The sequence below is a fragment of the Amycolatopsis sp. NBC_00345 genome, from assembly GCF_036116635.1.
Taxonomy (GTDB): domain Bacteria; phylum Actinomycetota; class Actinomycetes; order Mycobacteriales; family Pseudonocardiaceae; genus Amycolatopsis.
Window position 1 is genome coordinate 8,556,110 of record NZ_CP107995.1, and the last position, 19,144, is coordinate 8,575,253.

Here is a 19,144-nt window from a genome sequence, read left to right on the forward strand (position 1 = left end):
GAGGCGGTGGATCGCCGCGCCGCGAAAAATAGTTGTCGCGAGGGGACCTTTCGCGACACCGGAAACTGGCGCCCGGCGCTCGGGTGCGGTGAGAATCGGAGATGGTTCCCGTCCGTCTCCGAAAGGGCAGTGAAATGCCGGAAGCCACCTCTGATCACAGCGGACCGTCTGCCGTTTCCGGGATCGGCCGACGCGAGCTGGAGTCGTTGCTGAAGTTCGTCGACGCGCGGATCTGCGCGGAAGGGTGTGACAACACGGTGAAACACACCGAGCACTGGGCCGAGGCCAACGACGTCGGCTGGGCACAGCTTTTGGCCGGCCTGACGGAGTACGGGGCCTACTGCGACTGCGAGATCGTGGCGCGGATCGCCCCGTTCTTCGACGCGGCATGAGCTCAGCCCGCGTGGGCCTCGGGAACCGGCTCCGTCCAGGCCTGCATGAGTTCCGCGTACCGCCGGGAGCGCCGGAGCAGCTCCGTGTGGTGCCCGAGCGCCGTCTCGTGGCCGTCCAGCACCAGGACGCGGCCGGCGCGCAGCGCGGAAGAAAGACGGTGCGCGATCACGATGAGCGTGCCTCCGCGGGCGGCGAAGGCGCGTTCCGCGTGGGCTTCGATGATCGGGTCTACGTGCGACGTCGCTTCGTCGAGGATGACGATGCGGGCGCGGCACGCGTACACGCGGGCGAGCGCGATGAGCTGGGCTTCGCCGGCGGAGAGCCCTTCCTTGTCATGGCCCAGCTCGCCGTCCAGACCGCCGAGGCGAGCGACGAGCGCGCCCGCGCCGACGATCTCCGCGGCGGCTCTGAGCTGGGCGTCGGTCGCGGTGGGGGCGAAGAGGCCGAGGTTGTCGCGGACGGTGCCGGCGAACACGTAGGCCTCTTGCGGGATCAAGGCGACCAGCTCGTGTCTCTTGTGGACGCTCCGGACGGGCTGGCCGCCCAGCAGCACCTGGCCGGCCTGGGGTTCGAGCAGTCCCGTGAGCAGTCCGGCGAGGGTCGACTTGCCGATGCCGCTCGGGCCGACCACAGCGAGGTGCTCGCCGGGCCGCAGGTCCAGGTCCAGGCCGCGGACCACGGGTTCCGGCGCGGCGCCCCAGCGGAAGGTGAGGCCGCGGACGGTGAGATCAGTGCCGCGGGGCTCGGCGGTGCCGGCCACTTCGCCGGGCACCTCGGCGGTCTCGGCCAGCCGGCGCAACGCGACGAGCAGGCGGAGCACGACGGTGCCGGCGGTGGCGGCGAGACCGCGGAGCGCGGGCTGCATCGTGGTGGCCAGATAGACGAGCGCGCCGAGCGCCCCGCCGGCCGTCAACTCGCCGCGGGCGACCATGGCCGGGGCGAGGGAGAGCGCGAGCAGAAGGGGGACGAAACCGCCGAGCGAGATCACCAGCGAACGCGCCGCGCCGGACCATGCGACGCGAACGGCGGCGCTCGCCTGACGGTCCACGGCGTCGTAGATGCCCAGTGCGGCAACGGGTTCCGCGCCGCATGCGACGACGTCGCGCATGCCGGAGAGCGCGGTGCCGACCGTTTCGGCGGTGTGTTCGTCGGCCAGCGCCAGCGCGCGCTGACGCCGGGCGAGCGAAGGCAGCAGGCAGGCGAACACCGCGACGGAGAGCACCACGGGGACCGCGACGGGCAGCACGAGTTGCCCGGCCACCGTCACGAGCCCCGCGATGGCGGCGATGGTGGTCACGACCATCGCGCGGGCCTGCACCAGCAGCCCGGCCGTGGCGTCCCGGACCACCTCGACGTGCTGGGTGATCCGCGCGACGCCGCTCGCGTCCGGCCGGTTCCGCGGCGGCGCGGGGTCGTGCAGCACGCCCCGGACCACGGCCGTCACCAGCGCGTCGCGCAGCGGCTCGACCACCTTGCCGAGCTGGTGCCACACCAGCCGCGAGCCGAACGCGCCCAGCAGCGCCGCGGCGCCGAACAGCGCCAGCCAGGCGACGCCGACGCCCGGCCGTCCCGCGGCGAATCCCTGGTCCACGGCCAGCTCCACGAGCCGTCCGGAGAAGAACGCGGGCGCGCCCTCGAGCACGGAGCAGCCCAGCAGCACGAGCCCGCCGCGCCACTGCCTGCCGAGCGCCGACCAATAGAGCTGCCGGACGCTCATGCCGGCCCCTTGCCGCGGCGGACGGGGGCCTGCCGTGGCGTCGCAGGTCGGAGGGAGGTGTGGCCGATTGGCATCACGGTTGGCATCACAGTGAGCTGACGGCGGGCCGCGGTCATGCGGGTTCCTCGGTGAACACGGCTTCCTCGGTGAACACGGCGCGGTATTCGGGCAGCCGCCACAGCCGGGCGTGCGGTGCGACGGCGCGGACGCGGCCGTTGTCCAGCCACACCACGGCGTCGGCGCGGGAGGCGGTGGTGGTGCGGTGGGTGACGACCACACGGGTCCGGCCAGGCAGCACCGCGGAGATCGCGTGCTCCACGGCGGCTTCGGTGACCGTGTCGAGGCTCGCGGTGGCGTCGTCGAGGAGGAGCACGCGGGGGTTGTGCACGATCGCGCGCGCCAGGCCGAGGCGCTGGGCTTCGCCGCCGGAGAGCGGGGTTTCGGTGAGCGGGGTTTGGTAGCCGTGCGGGAGACGCGCGACGACGTCGTGGATCTGCGCGGTCCGGCAGGCGCCGCGGACGGCGGTGTCGCCGGCCCACGAGCCGTAGCCCACGGCATCGGCGACGGTGGCGCCCAGCAGGGACGGGCGCTCGAAGCCGTAACCGATGACGGCGCGCAGTTCCTCGGGACGGAGGTGGTGCAGGCCGCGGCCGTCCAGGAGGGCTTCGCCGGCGTCGGGCGCGCGCAGGCCGCCGAGGACACTGACCAAAGTGGACTTTCCGGAGCCGGAGTGGCCGACGATGGCGGTGAACGTGCCGGCGGGGACCACGAGGTCGACGTCGGTGAGCGCGGTGCCGACGGTGACCCCGCGCAGCTCCAGCGCGCCGTTGCCGGGCAGCAGGCCGAGGCGGCCGCGGTCCGGGGCGTCGGCGTCGAGCACCTCGGCGAGCCGTTGTGCGCACGAACGCGCGCGGGAAAGCGTGATGAGCAAGGGAATCTGCGTGACGAGACCCATCCCGAGGGCCACGTAGCCGAGTGCGGCCAGCACGTCGCCGATGGTCAGGCGGCCGTCCAGCACGCCGAAGCCCGCGGCGGTCAGCGCGACCAGCTCAACGGCCGGCAGCAGCAGCGCGGCGCGCCAGACCATCCGGGCCTGGGTGCGCCACATGCCGCGGCCGGCGAGGGTGAGGCGCGGCAGCGGACGGAGCACGCGCTCCGCCTCGCGGTCGGCCGTCCCGGACGCGGCGATCGTGCGCAGCCCGGCGACGGCGTCGAGCAGCCGCGCCGCGAGCTCGCCGGACACGCGCTGGTAGGCGAGGACGTCGTCGGCGGTGTTGCGCAGGTGCGTGCGCGCGAGCAGCAGCGCGAACGGGATGCTGCCGAGGAACACGAGCGCTAGGCGCCAGTCGAGCAGGGCCAGCAGCACGACGGCGCCGGTGGAGATCACCGTCGCCGAGCCCAGCTGGACGACGATCGGGACGATCCCGCCGGCGCCCACGCAGTCGCCGGTCAGCCGGCTGATCGCGTCGCCCTCCGCGAACGGCGACCGCGTGCCGAGCGCGAACAGCCGGTCCGCGACCCGTCGCCGCAGCCAGGCGCTCGCGGAACTGGTGAGGCGCGCGATGAGGACCCCGCCCACGACGTCGGCCGCGATTTCCACCCCGCCGACCAGCAGCAACCAGAGCACGGGCCGCCACCCGGAGTGCCCGCCGATCACGGCGTCGGCGGCCGCGGCGAGCGCGCTGGGCAGCAGCAGGCTCGCGGCCGTCGCGGCCAATGCGGTGACGACCACGGCCGCCAGACGCGGCCGGTCCAGCCGGGCGACCCGGCGGAGCAGCCGGTCAGCGGACTGGTGACGTGGGGCGGGCTGCTCGGCCGGAGGCTGGGTGGGTGGCTGGCCGGTGGACTGCTCGGCCGGAGGCTGGGCGAGTGGCAGGTCGGCGGACTGGCGGTTCGTGGGCGCCGGGTGGGCAGCTTGGTGATCGGCGGGCGGCTGGTCGGCGTGGTGGCCGGTGGGTGGCTGGCCAGGGCGGCGGTGGCTGGCGGATGGTTGGTCAGGGGAGTGGCGGTTCGTGGGCGCCGGGTCTGCGGCTTGGTGATCGGTGGGCGGCTGGTCAGCGTCGCGGCCGGTGAGCGGCTGACCGGGGTGGCGACGGTCGGTGGGTGTCTGGTCAGGGTGGCGGCGGCCGGCGCGGGGCTGGTTGGCGTGGTGGTGGCCGGTGGGTGGCTGGCCAGCCTGCTGGTGGTTGGTGGGCGGCTGGTCAGTGCCGCGGTGATCAGCAGCTTGGCGATCGGCGGTGTGGCGATCGGGGGTGTGGCGATCAGCGGACTGGTGATCAGGGGAGTGGCGATCGGGGGATCGGCGGCTGGTCGTCAGGTGGGGCTCTTCGGCTTGGTGGTTCATGGCAGTGTGCGACGGGCCGTGGTCGGTGGCGGGCGGCGGTGGGTCGGTGGCGGAGCGCGCCATCTCACTCCCTCGATCACGTCGAAACACCTCGTACCTCGGAAACCCCGGGGGTAAGCCCGACGGAGGCTCGCTGAACCCGAGCAGGACCCAGCCAGGTGAACCCGAGCCGCCGAACTCAGCTCGGTGAACCCGAGCCGGCGAACCCAGCCCAGCGAACCCAGCCCAGCGAACCCAGCCCGGAACCCAACCCGGCGAACCCAACCCAGCGAACTCGGCCCGCCGAACCCAGCCCGATGAGCCCAAGCTGGTGAACTCGACCCGGCTGATCCAATCCGGCGAACCCAACCCGGTGACCAGAGGCGCGAGGCGGGGCAGAATGAAAGGTGCGGGAGCGGCGCACTTGGCCTGTGCCGCTCCCGCACCTCCTCACGGGGTCAAACGCAGGTGGTTCAGTGGCAGGTCAGCAGGCTGAGCGTGCTGTTGGTGCACGAGGCCAGCAGGCTCAGGTTGCTCGGCGCGCCGCCCCCGCCGCCGCCGTGGCCGTCGAGTGCCTCAGGGGCTTCAAGGGCCTGCAGCTCCAGAACCAGTTCCATGGTGTTCCCTTCTCTTGTTCCGCCGGTCTTAGTGACCGGAGGTGTGGGGGGACGGCGTGCCGCCGAGGAATGGCAGCACCTCTTTGCCGTCCAGGAGTGCCGACAGGGCGAGCAGGATTCCCGCGCCGCCGGTGGTGACGTCCATCGACAGCCTCAGCAGCTGGTTTCCCGGGAAGGCGAGGCCGCCGCGGAACGGGACCGCGTGCCAGGCCAGGCGGGACAGGTGCAGGTCGATGGCTTCGCGGATCGGCGGGGCCGGGTCCGCGTCGAACGACAGCGCGGTCGCGAGCCCGCAGCGGCCGTAGAGCAGGCCGGGGTGGATCACGAACTCGCCGCGGCACGATTCGCGCAGGCCGGGCAGGCTTTCGCCGGCCTTGGCGCCCGGTTCGTGGCGTACGAGCTGCTCCGCGACCATCAGGATGCCCGCGCTGCCGATGCCGGCGTACGGGAGCGTGCGCCGTTCGCCGTCGCGGACCTGCAGTGACGCGTCGTCGGCCAGGACGCATTCCTCGAGGTCGCGCTGCAAGGCCTGGTCGGCGAACGAAAGCCACGCGCGTTCGCCCGTCCGCTCGAACAGCCGGATGAACAGCAGCGCCGGGCCCGTCCACCCGCTGAGCAGCCCCGCCCGCGCGAACTTGCCGGGCGGCGCCGCCGTCTCCAGTCCCTCGCCGAGGCGGACGGCGGTGTTCAGGGCTTGCCGGCCGAACTCGTTGTCGCCGCGGCTGACGGCGAAGTGCAGCTGCGTCAGGCCGATCCCGGCCAGCCCGCCCTCGAGCGCGTGGTCCGTGGTCTGCTCGACCAGCGGGCGTGACGCCGTGAGCAGCGCCGTCGCCGCCTTGTGGTGGCCGAAGTTCTCCAGCACGTACGCGATTCCGTGGCTGCCGTCGTAGAACCCGGGCCGCGTGGGTGGTTCGCGGCGTACGGCGTCGAGCAGCCACTGCTCGTGCTCGGGATGACGGCCGGCGCCCGCGACGTCGAGCGCGTGCAGCACTCCCGCCGCTCCGACGCCGAAGCAGGCGCCGCCCACCCGGAACTGCTCGATGTCGCCGGGGAACAGCCGGTCGGTGCGCTCCGGCGTCGCCGTCGCCAGCACGGCCTCGGCGATCTGCTTGCGGACCAGCGACCAGTCGGGCCGGTCCTCGTCGAGCTCGGTGTGCGTCGACGCCGGCGGCATCGGCTTCTCCCGCGGGCCGAGGACGTCGACCAGCTCGTCGGCGTACCCGGCGGGCAGCGCGAAGCGGCGTTCGACGAACTCCGCCGCACCGCGAAGCTTCGCCGGCGCCAGCTCCAGCAGCGTCGACAGCGGCAGGAAGATCCACAGCTTCAGCGCGGCCATCGCGTGCCGGTCGATGTCGAAGCCGTGCCGGTCGGCCGGGGCGCGGAAGCCGGGGGCGCCGAGCGCGGGCCGCTCGCCGGACTCGACGTCGGCGGCCATCTCGAAGTCGATCAGGGAGACCTGGTCGTCGTCGTCCACCAGGATGTTGAGCGCGTGCAGGTCGCCGAACACGATGCCGCGTCCGTGCAGGTCATCGACGATCCGCTCGACCTCGGCGAGCACGTCCAGCGCGCGGTCGCGGTAGGCGTGCAGGTCGGCCTCGGTGCTGTCGCGGCGGGTGAGCGGGTAGTTCAGCGCGAGCCAGTTGCCGAGCGACGTGCCCGGCATCTGCTCCATGGCCAGGTAGTGGTGCTCCCAGACGGTGAAACGCTCGTGGACGTCCGGAACGCCGGGAATGCCCGCCAGCCGCTCCAGCACCTCGTGCTCCCGCTGCAGCCGGGCGACGGCGTCGACCAGCGCGCGGTCCAGCCCGGCGTGCGGCCGGGCTTCCTTCAGCACGACGGTCTCGCCGTCCGCCTCGCGTTCGGCCAGGTAGACGCCGCCGCCATTGGAAAAATGCAAGGAGCTGGTCACCCGGTACGGGAACTCGGCCGGGTCGCCCGCCTTGCGGGCCGCGAGGCTTTTTTCCAGGCAGATTGGAATATTCACCCAGTCCGGTACTGAAAAAGTGGGCTCCCGGCGGTCCGGAACGAACGTGCCATCGGGCTTGCGGATCGCCAGCACCCGGTTGCCGTCGTGTTCGACCCACCGCTCGGTGAAGCCGCCGTAACGCGTGTAAAGTGGCCCGTCGCCGTATCGGAGATCACTGAGAATGTAAGCCCCGTGTTCGCCGCGCAGCCGCTCGGAAAGATCTTCGAGCACCCGGGTCAGCTCGTTGTTGTCGGTCGGATAAATAGTGATGAGCTTGCCGCTGCCGTCGCGTGGTGCGTATTTCGAGTTCCGGGCCAGCAGGATCGCGCGGGAGCGGAGGTGCTTGTACGAGATCCGGTGGCTGACGCAGTACTCGTGCACCGTGGCCAGCACGCGGGCGGCGTTGCCCATCCCGGCCGAGACGTGGATTTTCCAGCCCTGATCAGGAAGTTCGACGCTGCGGGGGTGCAGTACTCGCCAGATCCCGCGGGTGCCGGTGGTCCACCCGGCGCCGGCGTCGGGCAGGTCGGCGGCGAAATCATCGGCGGGCTCTCCGGTTTCCCGCTGTTCGTCGAAGAACAGCGGATCGGCGAAGCAGAACGCTTCATACCGGATGTCCATGGAACTGGCCCCCTATGCGCACTTTTCCCGATACGCAGCTCGTTGTTGTGACAAGAAATATTCCCGCACGCCGGAGGTGTCACGGCCAATCCGCCAACCCGGGGGTTCAACTGGGCTGATCAGGGGGGACAAAAGTACCGTCCACCCCCGTTGAGGGGGACCCAGCGTGATTTTCCGGATCCGGGAAACCACCCAGACGAGGTGTAACACAAGGCCGTTCTGTCGTCCGTGCAGGTAGCCCGCTCGGTCCCCCAAATGTACCCCGGAATTGGCGGATTGCCATCAGGTGGATCCGGTGATCTATTTTCCTGCGCCGGCCCCCGGAAAGTGTCGAGTCCACACGGGACACCCGGTTCGTGGCCTGGGCCACGTCGGCGGGCCTCCGGCGGACAGGGGTGATCGGACCGGCGGGTAGTTTGGGCCGGGCGTGGCATGAGGAGGAACGGGTGATTTTCGGTTTCGCGGTCGTGGTGGCGGTGGTCGCGCTGCTGGTCGCGCTGTGGAGCTTCGTGCAGTCGTTGCGCGACCGGCTCCCGGACACCCTCCTGCTCGTCGCGCTCGGCGTGGTGGAGCTGCTGCTCGTCGCCCAGCTGGTGGTCGGCATCGTGCTGCTCGCGAGCGGCGAGAAGCCGGGCAGCGTCGCCACGTACCTGGCCTACCTGATCGGCTCTCTGGTGGTGCTGCCGGTCGGCGCGATGTGGGCGCTGGCCGAGCGGAGCCGGTCGAGCACGGTGGTGCTCGGCATCGCCTGCCTGGCCATCCCGGTGATGGTGCTGCGACTGAACGAGGTGTGGAGTGGAGCAAGCGCGTAGGACGGCCACGGGGCCCGGACGGGTCCTAGTCGCGGTGTACGCCATCTTCGCGCTGGCCGCGACGTCGCGCGCCGGCGTCCAGATCGGCACGAAGTTCCACGAAGCGCCCCTGGCGTACGCGCTGTCGGCGTTCGCGGCGGTGGTCTACGTCCTCGCGACGTTCGCGCTCGCCCGCGGCGGCGAGCGGTGGTGGCGGGTCGCGCTGGTCTCGTGCTCGGTCGAGCTGCTCGGCGTGCTGACCGTCGGCACGCTCAGCATCTTCGACAAAGCCGCGTTCCCGGACGCCACGGTGTGGTCGGTGTACGGCGAGGGCTACCTGTTCATCCCGCTGGTGCTGCCGGTGATCGGCCTGTACTGGCTCCGGCGGACGGCGCCCCGGCGGGTCACGGCCGGCTGAGCTGGGGCTGGCCGGGGTCGACGCCTTGCCCAGCGTGTTGGCCGGTTCGGGGCCCGGTGCGTCGTGCGACGGCTGTTTTTGTCGGTGGTCGCGCCTACGGTGGGAAGAGTCTGCGGCGGTGGCGGGTTGGTACCTGTGCCGGCGGCAGACCTCCGGCCTTGGCGTTCGCGGAAGAGGAGACCATGTCCCAGGCTATGCAGAAGAAGATCCCCGGCCCGGACCACCCGATCACGGTCGAGCCGAACCCGTCGCGCGTGGTGGTGAAGGTCGGCGGCCAGGTCGTCGCGGACACCACCCGCGCCCAGGCCCTGTCCGAGGCCGGCTACCCCGCGGTGCAGTACATCCCGCGCGAGGACGTCGACCTGTCGGGTTTCGCCCGCACCGAGCACGAGACGTACTGCCCGTACAAGGGCAGCGCGTCGTACTACAGCATCACGTCCCTCGGCGCGGACGGCGAGAACGTGGTGTGGACGTACGAAGAGCCGTACGACGCGGTCGCGGACATCAAGGACCACCTCGCGTTCTACCCGAACCGGGTCACCGTTGAGGAGGTGGCCGCCGACTGACGGCTGGTTGCTGAATCGGCCGGTTGCCGGATCGGCCGGCTCGGCTGGTTGCTGAATCGGCAGCGGCAGAGCGGGCGGTCAGCGCAGGTCGGCGGCCGCCCGCCACCGCTGTCTGGTTCAACCTCGCCGGCCGCGTCGCCGCCGGGCGATGTGAGGTGGGCGTCCGCCGGTGGTTACCGCCGGGCGATGCGACGTGGGTGCTGGCCGGTGGTTGCCGCGGAGCGCTGCGACGTGGGCGTACGCCGGTGCCGAGGGACACCCGGGTCCTCCCCGGGGATGACCCGGGTCGTCTCGGTGGACGACCTGGTGCGGCCGTCGATCGGACGTTTTCGCCGCCGCTCGGGGGCACTGTGGGAGTCACGCTGCGACTCCCACGGAGGGCCCATGATCGAGGTAGTGAACCTGAGCAAGCACTACGGCGACACCACCGCGGTGGACGACCTGTCGTTCACCGTCCGGGCCGGCCGGGTCACTGGTTTCCTCGGGCCGAACGGCGCCGGGAAGTCCACCACGATGCGGATGATCCTCGGGTTGGACAACCCGTCGTCGGGCCGCGCGCTGATCGGCGGCCGGCCCTACCGGGAGCTGAAGAATCCACTTCGGACGGTCGGGGCGCTGCTGGACGCGAAGTGGGTGCACCCGCAGCGTTCGGCACGGAAACACCTGACGTGGATCGCCGCCATGAACGGGATTTCCCGCGCGCGGGTGGGTGAGGTGCTCGACGTCGTCGGGCTCGCGGAGGTCGCCGGACGGCGGGCGGGCGGGTTCTCACTCGGGATGGCCCAGCGGCTCGGCATCGCCACCACCCTGCTCGGCGACCCCCAAGTGTTGCTGTTCGACGAGCCGGTGAACGGCCTCGACCCGGAGGGCATCCACTGGATCCGCGGGCTGCTGCACCGGCTCGCGGAAGAGGGCAGGACGGTGCTGGTGTCCAGCCACCTGCTTTCGGAAATGGCGTTGACCGCGCAGGACCTGGTCGTGATCGGGCGGGGGAAGCTGATCGCGGAATGCGGGGTCGACGAGTTCGTCGACCGGGCCGGGGACAAGACCGTCCGCGTCCGCACCCCGCGCGGCGCCGAGCTGCGCGGACTGCTGGAACGGCGGCAGGCCATGTTCGCCGACGACGGCGACGCCATCGTCGTGTCCGGAATGGACACCGCGAGCATCGCCGAACTGGCCGCTGCCAACGGAATCGTCCTGCACGAGCTGAGCCAAGTCCGCGGCTCGCTCGAAGAGGCGTTCATGCGCCTCACCAGCGACGCTGTCGAGTACCACGCCGACGCCCACTGAATCCACCGAGGAAACCGTCATGAACCTGCTGATCGCGGAACGCGTCAAACTGCTCTCCACCCGCGCACCTTGGTACTGCCTGATCGGCGCGCTCCTCGTGCTGGTCGGGTCCGCGGTCTACACCGCGCTCGACGCCACCGCGCCGTTGACCATGGACGACACGGACAACGGCCTCGTCCTGCGGCTGGGCCTGGTGATCGTGATGGTCCTGGCCACACTCTCGGTCACCACCGAGTACCGCTTCGGGACCATCCGGACGACGTTCCAGGCTGCCCCCACACGTGTGCCGGCGCTGATCGCCAAGGCCGTTGTGGTCGCGCTGGGCGCCGGCGCGGTGGGTTTGCTGGGCAGGGCCGGCTCCTGGGCGGCGCTCGCCACACTGGGCCCGGCGGGCAGCAATGTCGTCCTGCGCAACGGTTCTGACTGGCGGCTGGTGTTCGGGGTGAGCCTGTTCTTCGCGATCGGCGCGGTGATCGCGGTCGCGGTGGGGATCCTGGTCCGGCACACCGCGGGCGCGGTCGCGATCGTGGTCGGCTACCCGATGATGGGCGAACTGCTGCTCAACCCCGTGCTCGAGGACAAGGCGCAGTACCTGCCGTTCAACCTGGGGCAGAGCTTCCTCGCGAACGACTCGGGGCCGTGGACCGGGCTGCTGGGGTACGCCGTGATCGCGCTCGTCCTCTTCGGGATCGCCGTCGAGGTCGCGAAGCGGCGGGACGCGTAGTTAGGTGGTAGGGGTGCACAAGCTGTTCGACCGGTCGCTGATCATCGACTTGCTGCTCGTCGCGGTGCTCGGCGCGGGCTCGCTGCCGAGCATCCTCGCGTCCGGCCGGTCCTGGAACGTGGTGCTGGCGATCACCGTGGCCCTGCTCGTACCGATCTTCGCGCGTCGCCAGTTTCCCGCGCGGGCAATGGTGTTCGTGGTCGCCGTCTCGATCGTGCAGGCCCTGCTGCCGCTGCCATACGCGGGCCGGCTGCTCGTCGCGAACCTGGCACTGGCCGTCCTGATGTACTCGGTGGTCGTCCACGGCCGCCGGCGCGGCCGCTGGTGGTTGTTGTTCGCGGCCGAGTTCCTGTTCCTGGTCTGGGCCGTCTACGTCGGTGGGTTCGCCGGGGCCGTCGCGTTCGTGATGGTGACCGCCGTCATGGTGGCCGCGGTGACCACCGCCGAGCTGAACGTCAACCGGCGGCGACAGCTGGCCGACGCGCAGGAGCGGGCTCTCGAAGCCGAAGAGCGCCGTGACGCGCTGGCGAGGACCGCCGTCGTCGAGGAACGCGCGCGGATCGCCCGCGAAATGCACGACATCGTCGCGCACGCGGTCAGCACCATGGTCATGCAGTCGGAGGGGGCCCGGTTGCTGGGCATGCGGAATCCCGCCGCCGTGGACGAAGCGCTGCGGACGATCGGTGTGACCGGGCGGGAGGCCGTCGGCGAGTTGCGGCGGATTCTCGGCCTGCTGCGCGAATCCGAGGCGGACACGGAACCCCAGCCGGGGGTCGGCGCGCTCGGTGAGCTGGTCGGGAAGGTGCGTTCCGCCGGGCTGGAAACCCGCCTCGTGGTCGAAGGCGACGCCGAGGGGATCCCACCCGGCGCCGCGCTCACCGCGCACCGGATCGTCCAGGAAGCACTGACCAATGTGGTCAAACACGCGCCGACGGGCGCCCGGTGCACGGTGACCGTCGGCTACGGGACGCCGGGCGAGTCGCGCCGGACGGTTACGATCGAGGTCGTCAACGACGGCGGCCAAGGCCCGCGCGTCCACCTCGCGGAGCCGGGCGCGGACGGCTACGGCATCCGCGGCATGCGGGAGCGAGTCTCGATGTACGGCGGGGAGCTGATCGCCGAACCGCAGCCGGACGGGGGTTTCCGGGTCGCCGCCCGGCTTCCGCTCACGATGTCCTCGGAGGAACTGTGACGTACCGCGTGCTCGTCTGCGACGACCAGGCGCTCATGCGCGGGGGCCTGCGCATGATCATCGAGAGCGCGGACGACCTGGTGCTGGCCGGGGAAGCGGAGAACGGCGGCCAGGCGGTGGACCTGGCCGCGGCGGTCCGGCCGGACCTGGTGCTGATGGACGTCCGCATGCCGGTGCTCGACGGCGTCCAGGCCACCGAGCGGATCTGCGCGCGGGACCCGGCGGTCAAGGTGCTCATGCTGACCACCTTCGACCTCGACGAGTACGTCCTCGCCGCAACCCGGGCGGGCGCGGGCGGGTTCCTGCTCAAGGACGCGAGCGGCGAGGACATGCTGCTCGCGATGCGGGCGGTGCTGCGCGGCGACCGCGTGCTCGCGCCGACGGTGGTCGACCGGATGATGGAGCGTTACCTCGCCGCGCACCCCGAGCCCTCGGACGACCGCCGCCTCACCCGGCTCACCGACCGCGAACGCGACGTACTGGTGCTGGTCGCGCGAGGGCTCAACAACACCGAGATCGCCGAACGGCTGTTCATCGGCGTGACCACGGTGAAGACCCACCTCGGCCGGGTGCTCGACAAACTGGAGCTGCGCGACCGGCTGCAGGCCGTGGTGTTCGCCTACGAGCACGGGCTGGTCACGCCTTCGCCGTGACGGCTGACGCTGTGAGACGGGCCCGCCGACGGTCACCGGCGGGCCCGCGTGGTCACGGGGCGGGTACCGGCAGCGGCAGGCCGGGGACGCTCTGGTCCGGGGGGACGACGCCGTCCACCAGGTAGTCGTCCACGATCTTGTCCACGGCCTTGTTGCCGCCGAGCGCGTAGATGCCGTGGTCACCCTCGCCGGTGACGGTGACCATCCGCGAGTTCGCGAAGGCGGCGTGGGCCTTCCGCGCGCCTTCGATCGGCGTGGCCGGGTCGTGCTCGGACTGGACCATCAGGACCGGCGGGACGCCCTTGCCGTCCACCACCGGCAGCGGCCGCGGCTGGCTCTTCCAGAAGGCGCAGACCTGCAACGGCATCCAGGCCGAGTTGTACAGCGTCACGCCGCGGTCGATGTACTGCTGGGACTGACGGATCAGCGACTGGCGATCGCCCGTCCACGGCCCGTCGTTGCACAGGGTGGTGAGCAGCGTGGCCAGCATCGAGTCGGAGGCGTCGGCCGCGTCCCGCAGCGGGCCGGGCGCCTTCGGCTCCGACAACGCGGCTTTGAGCGCCGTCCGGGCGTCGCCCTTGGCCTGCTCCGACGCGCGGTTGCCGGTCAGCGTCTTGGCCATGACCAGGATGTCGGCCACCTGCGGGAAGGTGCTCTTGGCCTTGAGCGAGCCGATCAGGTAGTTGTCCAGCGTGGTCGGGCCGAACCGGGTGCCGTTCACGTCGATCGGGCCGCGGGTCAGCGCGTACCGGAGGTTCTCGTAGGTCTGCCGGGCCGCCTCGCCGCTGGTGCCGAAGTGGTACTTGGCGTCGTAGCGGGCGATCCAGGGGAGGAAGTCCTGGCGCCAGCGGCGTTCGTACGCGACCGGCTGCAGGTTGAACGAGTTCTGCCAGCTGGTGGTGAACTCGGTCGAGGAGTCCAGCACGAACCGGCCGGTGCGTTGCGGGAACTGCTGGGCGTAGTGCGCCCCGAGCCAGGTGCCCGCCGAATACCCGATCCAGTTCACCTGCTCCTGGCCGAGCAGGACGCGCAGCAGGTCCAGGTCCCTGACGTTCTGGAACGTGCTGATCAACGAGCCCAGCTCGCCGGCGGCCTGCCGGCAGGAGCTCGCGACGTACTGGACCGCGTCCACGATCAGGTTCAGGTTGTGCGGATCGCGGTTGCGCGGGTCCAGGTCCTGGCCGGTGCTGCCCGCACCGTCGCAGGTGACGTTGGTGCTCTTGCCGGTGCCGCGGGTGTCGATGCCGATGATCTCCTGGTGCTCACGCAGCCGGTCCTGGCCGCGCAACGCGACCGGGAACCAGCGCCCGGGCCCGCCGGGGCCGCCCGGGTTGGTCAGCACCGACGCCGTGGTCGCGCCGGTGGCCTTGAGCCGGCTGACCGCGATGGTCAGGTCCTGCCGCTCGTCCGGACGGTCCCAGTCGCGCGGCGTGCGGAACGCGCCGCACTCGAGGCCCTCGATGCCGGTGCCCGGCGGCAGATCGGTCAGCTCACCGGTGGCGCAGGGATGCCAGCCCAGCGACTGCCCGGTGTAGCGGCCGGGGATGTTCGTGGTGTTCAGCGGGGCTGGCCCGGCCAGCGCCGGTGTCATCCCGGCGAGCAACCCGCCCACCGCCAACGGGACCACCAAAGTAAAACGCAGTCTCCTCATTTTCTCCCTTTCCTCAATTCTTCGCGGAAACCGTAGAACGTGCTGGCCGGCGAGCGCATCAACCGCAGGTCTCATACTCGATGAAACTGAGGGATGAGGTGAAACGATGACGTGAATACGCGTTTTACGTCATGCTTTTATCTCGAATTCCGGAAGCAATTCCGCCCGAATTGCGGGCCGGGCAAGGTCTTTCGGCCTGGTTTGGTGCCCGTTTCGGTGCTCGGGGTGGCTCCTCGCGGTAGCACGTGTTACTGATGGAGCGACGATCTTGGTCCTGACACCTCCCGGAAGGGGAAGCATGACTGTCCGAGGGGTGTGCCTGGCCGTGGTGGCCGGTGTGGGCGCCGCAATGCTGGCCGCGGCGCCCGTGTCGGCGGCACCGGCGGCGGCACCGGCGGCGGCACCGGCGGCCGGGATCAAGTGGGCGGAGTGCCCGCCGGATCTGGGCGCACCGCGGGGAACCGGCTGCGCCAACCTCGACGTGCCGCTCGACTATGCCAAGGCGTCCGGCAAGCAGATCAGCCTCACGCTGGCCGCGGCCGGCGTGCTCGACGCGCCGAACGTCCTGGTGGTCAACCCCGGTGGCCCCGGTGAGTCCGGGATCGGCACGGCGCAGCTCGTCTGGTCGTCGCTGCCGCCCGAACTCTCGGGGCAGTACCTGGTCGTCAGCTTCGACCCGCGCGGTGTCGGCGCCAGCTCGCCGGTGAACTGCGGTGACACCTCGGGCATCTTCCCGCGCCCGCTGCCGCCCTACCGGCCTTCGACCGCGGCGCAGGAAGAACAGCGTCAGGGCATCGCCAAGAAGATCGCCGACGCGTGCGCGCAGCACGCGGGCGACCTGCTGCCCCACATCACCACGCAGAACGCGGCGCGGGACATGGACCGGATCCGGCTCGCGCTCGGCAAGGACAAGCTGGACTACCTGGGCTACTCGTACGGCACGAAGCTCGGCGCGACGTACGCGACGATGTTCCCGGCCACCAGCGGCCGGATCGTGCTGGACAGCGTCGTCGATCCGACGCTCACCGGTTACCAGGCGGGATTCCAGCAGGACCCGGCCCTGCAGCGGCGCGCGAGCCAGTTCTTCGCGTGGGCCGGGGCGAACGACGCGAAGTACCACCTCGGCACCACCGGCGACGCCGTCGGCAGTATCTGGAACACCACCCGCGACGCGCTCGCCGCCCACCCCGCCGAGGACAAGGTGGGCAGCGCCGAGCTGGACGACATGCTGGCCTCGACCATGTACGTCGACGCGTCCTGGCCGACCCTTGCCGCGGCGGTTTCGCAGTACCGGGCCGGAGATCCCGGCGGACTCGTTTCGGCCGCGGGCGACCTGGCCCTGGACCCGGTGAACGGGGCCCAGCTCGCGTACAACTGCGCCGACGACAAGTGGCCTGCGGATTGGCGAACCTGGCACGCCGACACCGCGCGGGCCGACCGGAAGGCCCCGCTGTTCGCCTGGCAGAACAGCTGGTACTCGGCCCCGTGCGCGTTCTGGAAGGCACCGACCGCGCCGCCGATCAAGATCGGGTCCGGGAAAGCGCCGTCGGTGCTGCTGGTGCAGGCGAAGGACGATCCGGCCACCCCGGTCGAAGGCGCGTTGCACATGCAGCAGGCCATGCGCGGCTCCCGGCTGGTCCTTTCCGCGGGCGGCAACCACGGGCAGTTCCTGTTCGACCAGAACGCCTGCGTCGACAAGCCCGTCGTCGACTACCTGCTCACCGGCCGGCTCCCCGCCGCCGATGTGAAGTGCGCGGCCTCGCCGCCGCCGACCCCGGCGTCGTCGCCCCGTCCGTCATTGTGACGCTGGGGCACGGTCACACCGGCGACGCCATCAGTTCGTGGCACGACGCGATGAGCGGGTGCGTGTCGCGGTGCCGCTGTTGCTGTTCGAGCGCGGCGATGGTGACCGAGGTGTTCACCAGGACCGCGCACCGCTCGCGGCGGCGTCCGACGAACGCGTCGAGGGCGCTGCCTGTGTCGTCGTGATCGGCCAGTTCTTCCGCCAGGACAAGGCCGTCCTCGATGGCGAGTGCCGCGCCGCTGGCCATCTGCGGCGACGGCGCGTGCGCGGCATCGCCGATCACGACGCTGCTGCCCCGCGACCAGGGCGCGTCCACCAGCGCGGTCTGCACCGGCCGTCGGACCACCGACGTCGACCTGGCGACGAGGCGACGTATCTCGGCGACGCGGTCAGGCCCCGGCCCGAGCAGGTCCCGCATCCGGCCGGCGAGTTCGGCGTCGGGGACCACGTCCGGCTCCGCCTTGGACTCGACGAGGAACACGTAGGCCCCGCTCGAGGAGATCGGGACGATCCCGCACTGCTGGCCGGCGCCGAAAAAGGTGACGATGCCCGTGGCCCAGCCGGGGCGGGGGACGAGGGCGCGCCACACCATCTGGCCGTGATAGCGAATCGGGGCGGGCCGGCCGATGAGGTCCCGGACGACCGAACGAATACCGTCGGCACCCACGAGAAGATCGACGACGCGGGCCGTGCCGTCGGTCAGCTCGACCCGCACTGGACCGGTCTCCTGACGCACCGCGGCGACGCTGATCCCGTTGCTGACCACCACATCGAGCCGTCGCGCCTCGTCGAGCAGGATGCGGTGGAGCTCCGGCCGCGCGATGCCCACCATGGCCGGACGGTCCGGGCCCATCAGCCGTGGGAGATCGATCCGGCCCTCGCTGTCGTCGGCGTCGACATTGGTGATCACGCTCATCCCGAAGCCGGCGGACAGGCAACGGTCAGCCAATCCGAGGGAGCCGAGCGCTCGCAGCGACGGGCCGCTCAAGGTCAGCCCCCACCCGGCCGTGCTGCCCGCGGCGCCGATCTCGACGATCTCGACCGCCCAGCCGCGTTGCGCCAGCGCGCTCGCCGTCGCCAGACCGCCGATGCCGGCGCCGGCGATCAACGCCGAACGCGCGTGATCGATAGTGCTCATGAATTCCTCCCGTACGCCGCTCTCCAGGCACATTAGGGCGACGCCGCGGGACGGAATGTCCAGTCGTGGACGAGACTATCCGGATCCGGCAACGAGAAGACCCGAACCGACGAGGGAGCCGACCGATGCGGTTGAGTCCGCTCCGCGATTTCGTCCTCACCAAGAACGAGAACCCGGTCGATCTGCTCCGGTCCACGACCCGGCTCTTCGGTGACGCCGTCACCACCGCCCCGCTCGGCCCTCTTGTCGCCGGTGAGCACGAACTACGCGGGGTCGCCGCGTCGGGATTCGCGGTGGGGTACTTCGCTTCTCCGATGGGTGTGCGCGTCAGCACCCGGCCGAGCCACTCCTACTTCATCAACTTCGGCGTCGTCGGGGAGATCTCCGCCGGCCACGTTGTCCTCAGCCGCTCGACGGCCGGAGTGTTCAACCCTGGTGATGCCCACGAACTCCGCCCGGCCCACACCGGGACGAGGTTCCTCGGCCTTCGTGTCGACGCCGAATTCCTGGGCCGGGAACTCGCCGCGCTGACCGGCCGCCCGGCCGACCGTCTCGTGCGCTTCGAACTCCCACTCGACCTGACCGAGCCGAAGGGCCGGACGATCGGCCTGCTCGTCGATGCCCTGATCGAGCAGTTCGACTCCGGCGACCCGCTGTTGCAGCGGGCCGAACTGCAACAGATCCAGCTGCGCGGCATCGTCACCGCACTCCTGCTGGCTCAGCCGCACAGCCACACCGCCGCGCTGTGGGACGCCCCCGCGACACCGCATCCGCGAGCGCTCCGGGCCGCGGTGGCCTTCGTCGAAGCGAATCTTTCCGGCCACCTCACCCTCGGCGACATCGCGCAGTCGGCCGGCTGCAGCGCGCGGACCATCAGCAACGCCTTCCGGGACAAGCTCGGCACGACCCCCATGGCCTACGTGCGGAGTCTCCGGCTCGAGCGCGTCCGCGACGACATCGCGTCAACCGACGACCGCGTCGGCGACGTCGCCTACCGTTGGGGCGTCACGCATCTCGGCCGCTTCTCGCAGGAGTACCGCGCGCGGTTCGGTGAACTTCCCTCGGAGACGGCCGCTCGGAGGTGACGAGCGCGCCGTGACGCTCCCCTGGTTGCGAGGCCGGCGGAGATCGTGCCCTTGCGGTCAGTCCCGGGCAGGCAGGAGGGCAACCTTCCGCCCGGCCGGAGTCCCACAGCAACGTGTCGCATGGCCTCACGTCTCTTCCCATAGAGGTTCACCGCAGATGCGAAAGGGGCACAAAAATGCGAGTCACCGCGATTA

General features: G+C 71.1%; 17 protein-coding genes. 11 read left to right on the top strand and 6 right to left on the bottom strand.

The window, feature by feature from the left end:
• Positions 1-134 precede the first annotated feature (134 nt).
• Positions 135-392 carry a DUF2695 domain-containing protein gene (locus OG943_RS38740; protein WP_328605878.1) on the top strand — a complete coding sequence of 86 codons (258 nt, stop codon included), beginning with the start codon at positions 135-137 and terminating at the stop codon, positions 390-392.
• Between the two features lie 2 nt (positions 393-394).
• On the opposite strand, the gene OG943_RS38745 is transcribed toward OG943_RS38740, so the two are convergent.
• Positions 395-2,110 (bottom strand): ABC transporter ATP-binding protein, encoded by a 1,716-nt coding sequence (locus OG943_RS38745; protein ID WP_328605879.1) that lies wholly within the window; start codon positions 2,108-2,110, stop codon positions 395-397.
• Positions 2,111-2,222: 112 nt separating this feature from the next.
• Positions 2,223-3,842 (bottom strand): ABC transporter ATP-binding protein, encoded by a 1,620-nt coding sequence (locus tag OG943_RS38750; RefSeq protein ID WP_328605880.1) that lies wholly within the window; start codon positions 3,840-3,842, stop codon positions 2,223-2,225.
• Between the two features lie 183 nt (positions 3,843-4,025).
• Here OG943_RS38750 and OG943_RS38755 point away from each other — a divergent pair, with 183 nt between their 5' ends.
• Positions 4,026-4,571 (top strand): hypothetical protein, encoded by a 546-nt coding sequence (locus OG943_RS38755; RefSeq protein WP_328605881.1) that lies wholly within the window; start codon positions 4,026-4,028, stop codon positions 4,569-4,571.
• A gap of 335 nt (positions 4,572-4,906) precedes the next feature.
• Here OG943_RS38755 and OG943_RS38760 read toward each other — a convergent pair whose 3' ends face one another.
• Together OG943_RS38760 and lanKC are read right to left on the bottom strand one after the other, a co-directional pair.
• Positions 4,907-5,050, bottom strand: coding sequence for a SapB/AmfS family lanthipeptide (locus OG943_RS38760; RefSeq protein WP_091629618.1), 144 nt, complete (start codon positions 5,048-5,050; stop codon positions 4,907-4,909).
• A gap of 28 nt (positions 5,051-5,078) precedes the next feature.
• Complete coding sequence (gene lanKC / locus OG943_RS38765) at positions 5,079-7,637, bottom strand: class III lanthionine synthetase LanKC (protein ID WP_328605882.1); 2,559 nt, start codon at positions 7,635-7,637, stop codon at positions 5,079-5,081.
• A gap of 446 nt (positions 7,638-8,083) precedes the next feature.
• Between lanKC and OG943_RS38770 the strand changes: the two genes are divergently transcribed.
• The 7 genes from OG943_RS38770 to OG943_RS38800 all read left to right on the top strand — a co-directional run bounded on the left by OG943_RS38770 (position 8,084) and on the right by OG943_RS38800 (position 13,271).
• Positions 8,084-8,449 carry a hypothetical protein gene (locus tag OG943_RS38770; RefSeq protein ID WP_328605883.1) on the top strand — a complete coding sequence of 122 codons (366 nt, stop codon included), beginning with the start codon at positions 8,084-8,086 and terminating at the stop codon, positions 8,447-8,449.
• Positions 8,433-8,846 carry a hypothetical protein gene (locus OG943_RS38775; protein WP_328605884.1) on the top strand — a complete coding sequence of 138 codons (414 nt, stop codon included), beginning with the start codon at positions 8,433-8,435 and terminating at the stop codon, positions 8,844-8,846. Before OG943_RS38770 ends, OG943_RS38775 begins: the two co-directional genes overlap by 17 nt.
• A gap of 182 nt (positions 8,847-9,028) precedes the next feature.
• Positions 9,029-9,412, top strand: a complete 384-nt coding sequence (locus tag OG943_RS38780; RefSeq protein WP_328605885.1) for a DUF427 domain-containing protein — start codon at positions 9,029-9,031, stop codon at positions 9,410-9,412.
• Positions 9,413-9,796: 384 nt separating this feature from the next.
• Complete coding sequence (locus tag OG943_RS38785; RefSeq protein ID WP_328605886.1) at positions 9,797-10,702, top strand: ATP-binding cassette domain-containing protein; 906 nt, start codon at positions 9,797-9,799, stop codon at positions 10,700-10,702.
• 19 nt (positions 10,703-10,721) lie between these two features.
• Positions 10,722-11,426 carry a hypothetical protein gene (locus OG943_RS38790; RefSeq protein WP_328605887.1) on the top strand — a complete coding sequence of 235 codons (705 nt, stop codon included), beginning with the start codon at positions 10,722-10,724 and terminating at the stop codon, positions 11,424-11,426.
• 13 nt (positions 11,427-11,439) lie between these two features.
• The gene (locus OG943_RS38795) at positions 11,440-12,618 is read left to right on the top strand and encodes a sensor histidine kinase (protein WP_328605888.1); all 1,179 of its coding nucleotides are present in this window, start codon (positions 11,440-11,442) and stop codon (positions 12,616-12,618) included.
• Positions 12,615-13,271, top strand: a complete 657-nt coding sequence (locus OG943_RS38800) for a response regulator transcription factor (protein WP_328605889.1) — start codon at positions 12,615-12,617, stop codon at positions 13,269-13,271. The genes OG943_RS38795 and OG943_RS38800 overlap by 4 nt, the downstream gene beginning before the upstream one ends.
• Before the next feature lie 52 nt (positions 13,272-13,323).
• Here OG943_RS38800 and OG943_RS38805 read toward each other — a convergent pair whose 3' ends face one another.
• Positions 13,324-14,922, bottom strand: coding sequence for an alpha/beta hydrolase (locus OG943_RS38805; protein WP_328605890.1), 1,599 nt, complete (start codon positions 14,920-14,922; stop codon positions 13,324-13,326).
• 298 nt (positions 14,923-15,220) lie between these two features.
• On the opposite strand from OG943_RS38805, the gene OG943_RS38810 reads away from it, so the two are divergent.
• A complete protein-coding gene (locus tag OG943_RS38810) occupies positions 15,221-16,726 on the top strand; it encodes an alpha/beta hydrolase (protein ID WP_328605891.1) in 1,506 nt (501 codons plus the stop codon).
• A 13-nt stretch (positions 16,727-16,739) separates the two neighbouring features.
• Here OG943_RS38810 and OG943_RS38815 read toward each other — a convergent pair whose 3' ends face one another.
• Positions 16,740-17,864 carry an FAD-dependent monooxygenase gene (locus OG943_RS38815; RefSeq protein WP_328605892.1) on the bottom strand — a complete coding sequence of 375 codons (1,125 nt, stop codon included), beginning with the start codon at positions 17,862-17,864 and terminating at the stop codon, positions 16,740-16,742.
• Between the two features lie 125 nt (positions 17,865-17,989).
• Between OG943_RS38815 and OG943_RS38820 the strand changes: the two genes are divergently transcribed.
• A complete protein-coding gene (locus OG943_RS38820) occupies positions 17,990-18,949 on the top strand; it encodes a helix-turn-helix transcriptional regulator (protein ID WP_328605893.1) in 960 nt (319 codons plus the stop codon).
• The last annotated feature ends 195 nt before the right edge of the window (positions 18,950-19,144 follow it).